An 11,854-nucleotide genomic window follows, 5' to 3' on the forward strand; every position below is an offset into this window, starting at 1 on the left:
ATCTCGCGCACGGGCGGAGCCCAGCCGTGCTCCTTGAAGGTGGCCAGACCATCGGCCGGGCTTTGGACGCGGCCGATCAGGGTGCGCAGGTCGAACTCGTGACGGCCGGAGTCCAGCGCCGGGTCGGTCAGCATGGAAATGCGGATGAACTTGATCTGGTCCAGAACGGAACCGTTGTCGTTGCGGCGCCCGCCACGGGTCCTGGGCTGGCCGCCACGGTTGACGTGAAAGCGCAGCTTGTCCTTTTCGTCGGAATGCACGGGCAGAATGGCGTCATTGGGGCAGACCATGGTGCACGTGCCGCACCCGACGCAGGCCTGATGCGGGGCCGTGCGCTGGCGGATGCCGTAATAAATGGAATGCTCGTTTTCCGGTTTGTTCCTGAATCCGGGCGTGACCTTGATTGTGCGCTTGCGGAACGTGCCCAGCTCCAGGGCCTGCATGGGGCACACGGCGCAGCACTGGCCGCACAGGGTGCAGCGGTCCTGGTTCCAGACAATCTGCCAGGGCAGATCCTTGATGCTCAGTTGGGAAGGGCTAATGGCTGTGTTTGCCGACATAGTGTGATCTCCTGACGGTCCGGGCCGACAATGGCCGAATCAAGATGCATGGGTTGAAAATCCTGGGACTTGTCGCGATCGGGAATGGCCAGATCCAGGCCGCAGATCTCGGACGAGAACGCGTACAGACCGGGACGGCCGCCGACCACACCGGGGCGCAGCTTCTTGCTGTCCTGCACCATGAACATGGATTTGTCCGGCAGACAGCCGATGACGCAGTTGGGGCCATCAATGATCAGCCGTCGGCAGATCTGCTTCAGCTTGGTCAAAAAGGCCTTGTCCGGATGCGCGGCCATCTCGTGATCCTTGAGGGGCGTGATGATGTGCTTGTAGGCCGCAAACGGCAGGCCCAGCTTCTTGATCGTGTAGTGCAGGATGTGCGTGAAAACCTCGGAATCCGAGTTGTAGCCTTCATAGCCGGACACACCCTGGCTGGAAAGGTAGTCGCGGATGGGCACGAACGCCGTGTTCTCGCCGTTGGTCATGGTGCTCAGGCCCTCGATGAAGAAGGGATGACAGGCGTAGAGGTTGATGGCGTAGTTCGTGTTCTGACGGCCCTGGGCCAGGATCAGGCGACTCTTGATTTCGGGCCGGTCCAGACCCAGATACTCGCCGACCTGCAGGGGATCGCCGATTTCCTTGATCATGACCGTGTCCGGCCAGAAGGAAAAAACGGTCATGCTGTCATCGGCCAGACCCATGTGCTTGAGTTCGAGGCGGATTTTAAGATAGCCCTGGCCTTTTTCCTGCTCGGACAGCCCGGCCCAGGAGAACGGAGCATCGTAGGCGCGGACCACGTACCGTTCCCGTTTGGGCGTCCAGGCAGGCATGGCCCCCTTGGGGGTGATGGGCAGATCGTATTTGAGGGTGAACCCCCGCGCGGACATGTACTCGTCCAGGCGTTTGACGCCGATTTCCGTGAAAATTCCGGACAAAACGGGGCTGTCCTTCATGGATTCGAACGGACCGCCCAAATCCGACAGATAGAGCCCCACTCCCGATCCGTCGTGCCCTTCGCGCATGACATCCAGAGCCCGGATGGCATCCATGGGGGACACGGGTTCGCTGCTCGTCAGAGCAAACAATCGACACATGGCGTGCTACTCCCTTTGCTGTTCGCTTCCGGATTTTGGCGCCATGAGAATATGACAGAATTGTCATCTCCGTGGACGTCAATCCGAGATTTTGTAACAAAATTGAATAAAAAATCGGTTGTCAGTCCCCAGTTTGCCTGGGGAAGGAGATAAAGCAAGGACAAAGCCAAAATCAGCGACCAGCACGGCCAAGGCCGGATTCCTGGTCACTGATCCCGGCGCGGGAAAAGGGGGATCAGATGCGGCGGGAGATTTCGTGATGGTTGACCAGGATTTTGCTGACGTAGTTCACCGTTTCACCGAAGTTCGGGATGCGCCCGTATGTCGCGTAGACTCCCGGCGACGAACCGGTGTTGCCCAGCCCGGCGTTGTAGCCGGCGGTGGCGGCCAGGATGTTGCCGCCGCGCGCGCGCAGGTTTTCGGCCATCATCCGGACCATGGCGTTGATCGCGTGGTCATGGAGGACGCGTTGGTCGAAGCGTTCGAAAAAGGCCACGTCCTCGGGCTTGAAGATGGAACGGTTCTGAAAATTCGCGTTCAAAAACTGGCGATAGTTGTTGCGGGCCTGGGCATACTGGGCTTGCATCTGGTCCATGAGTTCCAGCGCCGGACCGTACTCCGCGACATTGGGCGGCGTCGCGCCGGTGGTTCGGGCCGCGAGCAGGGAGCGCAAAATTTTTTCGGGGCGGTTGAAGAGATCGCTATACTTGCGCCGGAGACTGCGGACACGCTGGCGCAATTCCGTGGCCCGTTCGAAATCCGCGTCCAGATCCGGACGTTGGATCGAGGTCGGATCGGCCAGACGTGTGTCGGCGCAGATCAGACCGTAGCCCCTGGCCGTGGCCGAGATGAATTGGCACGGCCCCACGGCCAGGGCCGACGACACGGCGAATTCATAAAAATAGGATTCCGCCATCATCTGGCCCATGATCCAGCAGGGGTCCACCGGATAGATGGACGCATGACGGATGACGCCACGCACCACCTGGTCGGCGATGCGCGGGATACGGGACCTCAGATCCACCTGGGACGCGGGCTGGTTCCAGACCGGAAGATTGCCGGTGGGATGCGTATCCTGGAGAAAACCCAGCACCGAATTGGTCAGGCCCATGGTGAAACCTGGTTCGGAAACGCGTTCCAAGATATTGGCGGGGTCCTTGGTCTGGATGACCCGGATCTCCGAAACTTCGGACAGGGGAGGCGTGGAGGCCTCGGCCAACGGCGCCGTCAGGGGCAGCAGTAGGGGAGCCAGGGCGGCCTTGAGCAGATTGCGACGATGTTCATTCATGGAGGTACGATCAGGGCTGGTTCAGGGTGATTCGGGACACGACCTTGTGATAATAGGCCTCGTTTTCTTCCAGGAGCAACCCACCGTGTCGCAGCTTGGCTTTCACCATGAGCAGATTCACCTTCTGGATCTGGCGCATCTTGCGGAATTCGTCGGTTTCGCGTTCCAGACATTCGATCAGGGAACGAATCTCCCGCTGGGTCTGGATTTCCTCGGGCACGTAGCCGCCGTTTTTCAGCATCTTATAGGCCATGCGCAGATGTTCGGGCATGAAGGGGTCGGACTCCAGGGGGATGGGCTGGCCCTGTCCCCGCAGGTTGTCGAAGTCGCCCTTGGCCTGGGCGTCCAGAATGGCCCGTTCCGCCAGCTCCGCCAGGACGTTCATGGCATGGCCTGGACCCGTTCCACGATGTGCCTGAAACTGGCGGGCTCGATATAGCCCACATGGTCGAATATTTTTTTTCCCGCGCCGTTGAAAACCATGGTCCGGGGGATGCCCTGGACGTCGAACGTGGAGCTGATATTCCCTTCGTCGAGGAAGACGGGAAAATTGACCCCGGAGCGGTCCACGAACCGCTGGGCGGCCTTGAGGTTGTAATCCACGGACACGCCAAGCACGGTCAGCTCGCTTTCCGGAAATCCTTCCCGCAAGGCGATGAGGCCCGGAAATTCCTGGACACAGGGCTGACACCAGGTGGCCCAGAAATTGACCACGACCACCCGGCCCTTGTTGGCACCAATGAACTGCATCAGACCGGTGGCCGACATTTTTTCCACGGTTTGGGCCGATCCCACGGAACCAAGGCACAGAACAAAAAACATGGCGACAAGAACAGGCAGGGATTTCATGAAAGTCCTTGGGTTGATGTGCATGATGTCAACCTAGCCCGATTGCGGATTGGCCGTCAATCAAGGCGCTGGTTGCATTTTAGGCGGATTTGGCCCATTGCGGGGCCCACATTCACAGGAGGAACCATGACGACATTCATCAAGAAAAAAACGGAAATCGAGGACGCCGAAGCCTCCATGACGTTCAAGCCCGGCCAGTACTCAAAACCCGCATTCAGCCTGGAAACCAAAAATATTTATCTGATCGGCATGCGCGGCAGTGGCAAGACCACTCTGGCCAAAGCCCTGGCCGCGGCTCTGGATTGCGCCTTCGTGGACACGGACGAGGTCCTGGTCCGGGACGCCGGGCAGAGCGTTGACGAAATTGTGAGCGCTCATGGATGGGAGCATTTCCGCGCCCTGGAGGAACAAACCCTGGCCAAGGTCGCCGGCCTGCCCGGCAAGGTCGTGGCCACGGGCGGGGGTATTGTTCTGTCCGCCGCCAACCGGGACCTGATGTACAAGACCGGGGTCAGTTTTTATCTGGCGGCCGATGCCGCGCTGCTGACCGGTCGCATTCTGCGGGACGATAATCCCGCCCAGCGTCCGGCCCTGACCGGTCTGGCCCTGCACGACGAGGTCGCCCACATCATGTCCGAGCGCGAACCTCTGTACATGGCCGGCATGGACCACATGCTCCAGGCCAATCGGAGCGTCGAGGAATTGGTCGATGACGTGTTGGTCGATCTGGGCCTCAAGGCGTGGGACTATTCCGAAAAAGCCCGGATCATGGACCGTTACTAAATTCTGGCCACTGCCAAAAAAATCGTGTGCAACGCCACGACCAGAACGACAAACACGGGGCGGGCATACCGGGTATGTCCCGCCAGGGTCAGGTTGATGTGCCCGTGCGGACAACGCGGCAGACAATCGCCGCACAGCGAGCAGCTTAAACCGGGGCGCTTGCGGGCCAGATCCTCTAGGGTCAGGGCATTGTAGCGGCAGGCCCGGGCGCAGAGACCGCACCCCGTGCAATCCGGAGCGATACGCACGCGCCAGGGCAGAATACGCCCGACCAGATTGTTGACCAGCCCAACGGGACACCACATGGTGCAATGGACCATGGTTCCGCTTTTTCGGGACCAGAGCGCCATGATGCCAATCCCGGTCAGACCGAACAAGACGGCCACGCCCAGGGCCCATGCCCAGGTCACGCCAGCCAGCCGCAGGGCCAGCGGGACAAGGATCGTTCCCGCGAGAATGCCCGTCCGGACTCGCGGGGCCCAGGCGGGCAGGGGGCGCGGCCGTTTCGGTCCCAGCCGGGACAACTGGTCGTCCCAGGCCCCGATGTAGCACAGATGGCTGCACCAAGCCGGGCCGACCAGAAGCAGGGAAACACCGAGCAGGATCGGCATGAACAGCCCCTCGCCCCGGTACAGGGGGCCGGCCAGGATCAGGGCCGGCACGGGCAGATGCAGCTTGCCGGTCATGAGAAATTCCGTCATTCCGCCCAGACCCAGTGCAAGTTGCCCAAAAAAAACCAGGGAAAAGAGGCTCCAGATGAAAGCCCGGACGCGCGGCGCCGAGCCGGTCAGCATGTGGCGGACAACAACACCCGCGTACATGGCGAAAAAGCCGATCCAAGCCGGGCTGGAGCCAGGCAGAAAACGCTCGCCCAGCAGCAGGGGAAAGGGCGCCGTGACCGTGGCCGCGATCATGGCCGCGCCGACCAAAAGCATGGCCGCGCTCTGGGCCCACGTAGTGCTGTCCACGGGGCCAAGGAGCCGGTGGCCGGCCCGGCCAAGAAGAAGCACCAATCCTGCCACATGGAGCAGACAGACCGCGCCGAGAATGGCCGCCAGCCGCAGATAGGGCATGTCGAATTGAAGACGCGTGGCGATCAGACCGGCGGCCTGGTCTGTCCAGAGCCAGAAACCGGCCACAAGGGCCAGGGCCATGAGTGGTCGGGGCACAAGGCGGGGAAAGAGCGCGCCCAAGGCCGGAAGCAGGGCCGCCAGACATTCCCAGACAGTGCCGAAGCGCAGAAAATGGGCTCCGGCCAGAAGTCCGCAAAAAACGATCAGGGCGCGCAGCGGCATGGTCATGGCCGGACCAGGGGGTCGAAGCGGTTTTGTCCCAGGCGTTCGACGACGTCGCCCAGACGTTCCCGACCGTGTTGATGCTTCATAAGCACGGATACAACCCGTTCCAGGACATGCATGGCCTCGGACGGGGAAAAAACGCCGAGCTCATGGGCCAGACGCGGATGACGGCCGAGTTTGCCGCCGACCAAGACGCGGTAGCCGTCCGGTCCGTGGCGCAGCGCCCCGGTCGGGCAGACCCTGACGCAGGCCGCGCAGCCCAGGCAGGCGTTCCGGTCGATGCGGATGGTGTCATCCAGACAGAACGCATCTTCGACGCACGCGGCCACGCACGCGCCGCAGGCGGTGCATGCTCCGGCGTCGAGCAGGACGGACGTCGTGGCGACAAGGGCGAAATCCGCGATATGCGGCTGGCTGCATCCGTTGGGGCAGGCGGCCACGGCAACGCGGAATTGCTGGTGGTGGCGGATGGGATGCCCCTGGCTGGCGAGAAAGGCGGCCCAGCCCGAGGCATCCAGTATCCGCGCGAGATCCGCGCTTGGATCGCGGGTGACGACGGCATGGGGGCAGCGGATACAGCCCCGGCAAGTTCGGATGGCAAACGAAGGCAATGATTCCGAAGTGTTGTCTTTCATGCGTGCTCGCCTACCACCAAAACAGTGAAGTTTTTTTGACACGGGTCAAAAAAAGGCGGCAATTTCGGCGCATGGATCAAGCCAATTTGACAACAAGGGGAATGACGTGCAGCCCCCTGCGGACTTCCCGGGTTGGGGACAGATTCCAGGACGAGGCCTCCAGGCCCAGTTTGGCGCACAGGTCGGTCACGGTCTGCCCCACGGCCAGGACTGGATGCCGGGCAAAGACACGGGGCAGGCCGTGGGTCAGGTTGCAGACTAGGCATTTTCCCGGTCGTTCGAGCAGATGAAAGGCCAGGTGGAGTTCGGTCGGCGTTTGCTTCTCGAAACGCAGCCGGATATCATAGGCGCCATCCTCGGTTCCATCGAACAAGGCGTCGAAAAAGGCGTCGGCCCTGGCCGGGGGAAAAACATGGTCGAGAAAATCGGCGTCGAGAGTCGCGGCTGCGTTGGACATGGGCATGGAGTACTCCTTGGCGGGTGAAAATGTCGCGCAGTCCTACGCAGGCCGGAAATGGCGGTCAAGGCTTGCGGACGGAAGCCCCGCCGGACAGGGCGCGAGGAGGAATTTATGTCGGATCGTATCGAAAACATCGAAGTTCACTGCGGCTATCTGCAAAAAACCGTCGATGAGCTAAGCGGCGTTGTCCTGGAGCAGCAACGGGAAATCCACGAGTTGCGGCGCGGCCTCAAAATTTTGGCCCAGAAATTCCAGGAATTATCAACTCCCGTGGAGATTGCTCCCGACGAAAAGCCCCCGCATTATTGACGCGCCCCCAAGGCCGGCCACTTCGCCATGGAGCCAATCAATACCCAGGCCGGACGCCAGATAGCGCCGGGTTTGTCCGTCCCGGTTTGCGGGGACGCACCGGTTGATCGTGGGTTTTCCGGCGGCGTGTCCATGGCTGTCGTCGCGCTATTTACAATCACCGTCCGCTGGCATAAGCAAATGCACCTTTGAATCTATCTCCCTAGTATTTTTGAGGGAGACTTATCTTCCTGCAGTGTCCGAGCGGCCTCCTGCAGCTATCAGGACTATATTATGCGTAGAAACATCGAACATGTGGGTTGGGGGAAACTGACCTACGAAATCAGGGCAATCGTGGCCGTGGCCCATGACCTCCGCAACCTCGGTCTGGACATTGTTTGGGAAAACATCGGCGATCCCATCGAAAAGGGCGAGCCGGTACCGGCCTGGATCAAGGAAATCATCGCCGACCTGGCCATGGAAGACCACACCTATGGCTACTGCGCCACCCAGGGCATTTTGGAGACGCGTGAATTCGTGGCCCAATTGGTCAACCGACGCGGCAGCTATCAGGTCACGGCCGACGATATTATTTTCTTCAACGGTCTGGGCGACGCCGTGGCCAAGATTTTTGGCTTCCTCAAGCGCGAGGCCAGGGTCATCGGTCCGTCTCCGGCCTATTCGACCCATTCCTCGGCCGAGGCCGCCCATTCCGGCTATGAACACCTGACCTACGAGTTGGACCCCAACAACGGCTGGATGCCCGATCTGGTCGATCTGGAAAACAAAATCCGCTACAACGATTCCATCGCCGGCATCCTGTTCATCAATCCGGACAACCCGACCGGCGCGGTCTACCCGTGCGAGCTGATCGAAAAAATCGTGGACATTGCCCGGCGTTACGATGTTTTTGTCCTGGCCGACGAAATCTACGCCAACATCGTCTACAGCGGACACCCGACCTGCAGTCTGTCCGAGGTCATCGGCGACGTGCCGGGCATGGCCCTGCGCGGCATCTCCAAGGAATATCCGTGGCCGGGCGGGCGTTGTGGCTGGATGGAAGTCTACAACAAGGACAAGAATCCGGATTTCAAGGCCTATATCCGCAGCCTCCTGAACGCCAAGATGCTCGAGGTCTGTTCCACCAGCTTGCCCCAGCTGTCCATTCCCAGGGTCATGGGCGATCCGCGCTACCCGGCCCATCTCGACGCCAGACGCCACATGTTCGAACATCGCGCCCAGGAAGCCTGGGAAGCGTTTCAGGGCGTGTCCGGCGTGCGGGTTATCAAGCCCCAGGGCGCGTTTTACATGGCGGTCATGTTCGAGGACGGAGTCCTCAATGGCAACCAGACCCTGGATATCGCCAACCCCAAGGCGCGGGCCTACATCGAGGACATCGTCAAGGGCGTGGAGGTGGACAAGCGTTTTGTCTATTACCTGCTTGGCGCCACCGGAATCTGCGTGGTTCCCCTGACCGGATTCTGTTGCAACCGCAAGGGGTTCCGGGTCACGCTTCTGGAAACGGACGACGCCAAGCGCCAGCAGACCTGGAAGACCATCGGCCAGGCCATCACCACGTACCTCGCCTCGGCCTGATTCCCATGACGGACGACGTGTCGACGCGCTGGCTGGACTGGGCCCGGGAGATCCAATCCCTGGCCCAGACCGGCTTGGCCTTCACCAAAAATCCCTTTGATCGTATCAGTTTCACGCGTTTGTCCGACATCGCGGCGGAAATTTTGGCCGAACACTCCCAATTGCCCTTGCCCCTGATCCGGCGGTCCTTTTCCCTGGAGCCCGGCTACGCCACGCCCAAGGTCGATGTGCGGGCGGCGGTGGTGCGGGACGGGCGGATTCTGCTGGTCCGGGAAAAATCCGACGGCAAATGGGCCATGCCCGGCGGCTGGGCCGACGTGGGCGACCGTCCGTCCGAGACCGCCGAGCGGGAAACCCTCGAGGAAAGCGGCTTCCTGGTCCGGGCCACCAAGCTGGTCGGGGCCTTTGACGCCAATCGGGGGGAAAGGGCGAACATGTTTTACCACGCGGTGAAGCTGGTTTTCCTCTGCGACCTCGTCGGCGGCGAGGCCACCGTCAGCATGGAAACGCTGGACGTGGATTTTTTCGATTTCAACGATCTGCCCCCGCTGTCCGAATTCAGAACCAACCATCGTCATCTGGACGAGATCGTGGAGCATCTGCTCGACGTTTCCCGACCAGCGGCATTCGACTGATTTTCGCATGAACACCGACACCCGTTCCCTGCCCATCGGCGTATTTGATTCCGGCATTGGCGGCCTGACCGTTCTCAAGGCCCTGAGCGAAACCCTGCCCAACGAGAGTTTCGTCTATCTTGGTGACACGGCCCGCCTGCCGTATGGAACCAAAAGCGCCAAGTCCGTGACCAGATACGCATTGCAGACCTCGGCCCTGCTCCGTGCCCGAGGCGTGAAACTTCTGGTCATTGCCTGCAACACGGCCACGGCCGTGTCCCTGGATGCGCTCCAGGATGCCTATCCCGATTTGCCCGTGGTCGGCGTCATCCAGCCGGGCGCCCTGGCCGCGTGCCGCACGAGTGTCAATGGCCGGATCGGAGTCATCGGCACCGAAAGCACCATCAACGGCGGCAGCTACGAGCGTGAAATTTTGCGTATCCGGCCCGAGGCCCGGGTGTTTGGGTTGCCGTGCCCGTTGTTCGTGCCCCTGGCCGAAGAGGGATGGTGCGCCGGGGAAATCGCCGAATTGGTGGCCCGGCGTTATTTGGAACGCCTGGGCGTGGAGACCGGCATCGACACGCTGGTCTTGGGCTGCACGCATTTTCCCGTTCTGTCGGGAGCCATTGGCGCGGTGATGGGGCCCGGGGTCGCCCTGGTCGATTCGGCCCGGACCACGGCTGAATTCGTGCGCGAGATGTTGGAGCGCCGGAAAATTTGCGCCCCATCCTCGTCCCGGACCCTGACTTTTCTGGCCACGGACGGGGCAGAGCGTTTCGCCCGCGTCGGCGGGCTGTTCATGCACAGCCCGCTGCGTCCGGACGATGTGGAAATCGTGGATCTTTGATGGCGGCGCTGCTGGCGGTGGACGCGGGACTGCGGACCGGATTGGCGCTTTTTGACCGCGATGGCCGTCTGGCTTGGTGCCGGTCGCACAATCTGGGCACACCGGCCCGTCTCAAGAAAGCCGCCGCCCGCATTCTTTTTGAATTGCCGGATTTGGAATTTTTGGTGGTGGAAGGCGGCGGGCGCCTGGCGGCTATTTGGGAGCATGCGGCCACGCGACGATACATTCCATGTTTGGTCGTCCAGGCGGACACGTGGCGCGGCGCTTTCCTGCTTCCCCGGGAGCGGGTCGGCGGCCAGGAGGCCAAGGCCGCGGCCTGCCGGCTGGTCGCACGACTTTTGCGTGACGAGGACCGATTGCTGCCCACCGCTCCCCGGCATGACGCGGCCGAGGCCGTGCTCATCGGATCATGGGCGGTGGCCACCCTCGGTTGGCGCCCGTTACCCAGACTCAGAACTTAACAAGGACAGATGAGTACATTAAAATATGATCTGCCGGGAATCAGCTCCGTGGGGTTGGACCTGATCGCGCTTTTGAATTCACCCGAGACAACGGTCAAACAGATCGCGGCCCAGGCCAAGCTTGATCCGGTCATCTACGGAAATCTGGTCGCGTGCGCCAATTCCCCGATGTATCAGGGTGTTCATCCCTCGCTGGACATTCTGACATCCCTGGTCCGCCTTGGGCAGCGGGAAATCAAGCGCATCGTGTACCAGGTCGTGTTGCGCGGCGCTTTTTTTCACGAGTCAACGGAACTCAACGTCCTGTTGCGACGGATCTGGCTCCAAAGCCTGACCGCCAACGTGTTCATGCAGCGTCTTGTCTCCATGACTCCGGAGGCCTACACCCTGGATCACGAGGAGATCGAACTTCTGGGCTGTCTGGGGCTGATCCATAATCTGGGCTATGTGGTCCTGCTGGCCAATTATCGGGACCGTTTTTTAAAATTTTTCGAGGCCCACGCGGACTTGCCGCTGTCGGATTTTTTCGATCGGGAGTATGCGTGGTTTGATGACCACGATCATTTTTCGGCCGGCCGGGCCGTGCTCTCCCACTGGAATTTTCCGCGTTGCGCCTGGGAGATCGTCGGCCAATACCACTGTCCGAACTCGGAATTCCAAGGGATCTATCCCCAACTGCACAGTCTGTTGCGTCTGTCCCGCCATGTAATCATGATGACAGAATACAATTTTCATCCCAGGATCCCGGCCGACTACTGGTTGCATGGGACAGACCTGCCGGCGGTCGAGCTCGATTTTGAAACACTGATCCAGGACGTGCGGGACACGGTCCTTCGCGTCGAGGGGGCATTCAGATGATATTTGGAAACCGTGACTTTCGGACCAACCTGCGCTGCGTCAAATGCCGGGGCCCGCTGCAAGGAACGCGCGGCTGCCAGGATGTCCGCCTGCGGTGCCTGTCCTGCGGCGCCGTGTACGACCTGCGCGAATTCGGCACGACCCTGGACGACCTGGTCGAAGAGTATCTGGCCAACATTCCCTGCGACCGGGTTTGAAGACCCCGCCCTCGTGTATTTTCAAC

16 protein-coding genes are annotated in these 11,854 nt (G+C 61.0%); 8 read left to right on the forward strand and 8 right to left on the reverse strand.

Annotation, left to right across the window (positions count from 1 at the left end; genetic code table 11):
• The 5 genes from EOL86_00005 to EOL86_00025 form a co-directional block, all read right to left on the reverse strand.
• Window positions 1-560: 4Fe-4S dicluster domain-containing protein (locus tag EOL86_00005; protein NCD23961.1), on the reverse strand; the 560-nt coding region annotated here is incomplete at its 3' end.
• Complete coding sequence (locus tag EOL86_00010; protein NCD23962.1) at window positions 524-1,654, reverse strand: glutamate synthase; 1,131 nt, start codon at window positions 1,652-1,654, stop codon at window positions 524-526. The genes EOL86_00005 and EOL86_00010, both read right to left, overlap by 37 nt.
• Window positions 1,655-1,889: 235 nt before the next feature.
• Window positions 1,890-2,942: a lytic transglycosylase domain-containing protein gene (locus tag EOL86_00015; protein ID NCD23963.1), complete on the reverse strand. Its 1,053-nt coding sequence runs from the start codon at window positions 2,940-2,942 to the stop codon at window positions 1,890-1,892.
• 10 nt (window positions 2,943-2,952) lie between these two features.
• Complete coding sequence (locus tag EOL86_00020) at window positions 2,953-3,327, reverse strand: DUF1992 domain-containing protein (protein ID NCD23964.1); 375 nt, start codon at window positions 3,325-3,327, stop codon at window positions 2,953-2,955.
• Window positions 3,324-3,815, reverse strand: a complete 492-nt coding sequence (locus EOL86_00025) for a TlpA family protein disulfide reductase (protein NCD23965.1) — start codon at window positions 3,813-3,815, stop codon at window positions 3,324-3,326. Before EOL86_00025 ends, EOL86_00020 begins: the two co-directional genes overlap by 4 nt.
• A gap of 102 nt (window positions 3,816-3,917) precedes the next feature.
• Between EOL86_00025 and aroL the strand changes: the two genes are divergently transcribed.
• Entirely contained in the window at window positions 3,918-4,574 is a 657-nt protein-coding gene (aroL, locus tag EOL86_00030; protein ID NCD23966.1) for a shikimate kinase AroL, read from the forward strand.
• Here aroL and EOL86_00035 read toward each other — a convergent pair.
• The 3 genes from EOL86_00035 to EOL86_00045 form a co-directional block, all read right to left on the reverse strand.
• Window positions 4,571-5,875, reverse strand: coding sequence for a 4Fe-4S binding protein (locus EOL86_00035; protein ID NCD23967.1), 1,305 nt, complete (start codon window positions 5,873-5,875; stop codon window positions 4,571-4,573). The two genes, aroL and EOL86_00035, sit on opposite strands and share 4 nt — an antisense overlap.
• Window positions 5,872-6,507, reverse strand: coding sequence for a 4Fe-4S dicluster domain-containing protein (locus EOL86_00040; protein ID NCD23968.1), 636 nt, complete (start codon window positions 6,505-6,507; stop codon window positions 5,872-5,874). Before EOL86_00040 ends, EOL86_00035 begins: the two co-directional genes overlap by 4 nt.
• Before the next feature lie 76 nt (window positions 6,508-6,583).
• Window positions 6,584-6,964 carry a pancreas/duodenum homeobox protein 1 gene (locus tag EOL86_00045; GenBank protein NCD23969.1) on the reverse strand — a complete coding sequence of 127 codons (381 nt, stop codon included), beginning with the start codon at window positions 6,962-6,964 and terminating at the stop codon, window positions 6,584-6,586.
• Window positions 6,965-7,021: 57 nt separating this feature from the next.
• Between EOL86_00045 and EOL86_00050 the strand changes: the two genes are divergently transcribed.
• The 7 genes from EOL86_00050 (at window position 7,022) to EOL86_00080 (ending at window position 11,828) form a co-directional block, all read left to right on the forward strand.
• A complete protein-coding gene (locus EOL86_00050) occupies window positions 7,022-7,276 on the forward strand; it encodes a SlyX family protein (GenBank protein NCD23970.1) in 255 nt (84 codons plus the stop codon).
• 273 nt (window positions 7,277-7,549) lie between these two features.
• Window positions 7,550-8,851 (forward strand): pyridoxal phosphate-dependent aminotransferase, encoded by a 1,302-nt coding sequence (locus EOL86_00055; GenBank protein NCD23971.1) that lies wholly within the window; start codon window positions 7,550-7,552, stop codon window positions 8,849-8,851.
• A gap of 5 nt (window positions 8,852-8,856) precedes the next feature.
• The gene (locus EOL86_00060) at window positions 8,857-9,486 is read left to right on the forward strand and encodes an NUDIX domain-containing protein (protein ID NCD23972.1); all 630 of its coding nucleotides are present in this window, start codon (window positions 8,857-8,859) and stop codon (window positions 9,484-9,486) included.
• A 7-nt stretch (window positions 9,487-9,493) separates the two neighbouring features.
• Complete coding sequence (locus tag EOL86_00065) at window positions 9,494-10,312, forward strand: glutamate racemase (protein ID NCD23973.1); 819 nt, start codon at window positions 9,494-9,496, stop codon at window positions 10,310-10,312.
• Complete coding sequence (locus EOL86_00070) at window positions 10,312-10,773, forward strand: hypothetical protein (GenBank protein ID NCD23974.1); 462 nt, start codon at window positions 10,312-10,314, stop codon at window positions 10,771-10,773. Before EOL86_00065 ends, EOL86_00070 begins: the two co-directional genes overlap by 1 nt.
• Before the next feature lie 9 nt (window positions 10,774-10,782).
• Window positions 10,783-11,631: an HDOD domain-containing protein gene (locus EOL86_00075; protein NCD23975.1), complete on the forward strand. Its 849-nt coding sequence runs from the start codon at window positions 10,783-10,785 to the stop codon at window positions 11,629-11,631.
• Window positions 11,628-11,828 carry a hypothetical protein gene (locus EOL86_00080; protein ID NCD23976.1) on the forward strand — a complete coding sequence of 67 codons (201 nt, stop codon included), beginning with the start codon at window positions 11,628-11,630 and terminating at the stop codon, window positions 11,826-11,828. The genes EOL86_00075 and EOL86_00080 overlap by 4 nt, the downstream gene beginning before the upstream one ends.
• Window positions 11,829-11,854 lie beyond the last annotated feature (26 nt).

The organism is Deltaproteobacteria bacterium, from assembly GCA_009930495.1.
Lineage (GTDB): Bacteria > Desulfobacterota > Desulfovibrionia > Desulfovibrionales > Desulfomicrobiaceae > Desulfomicrobium.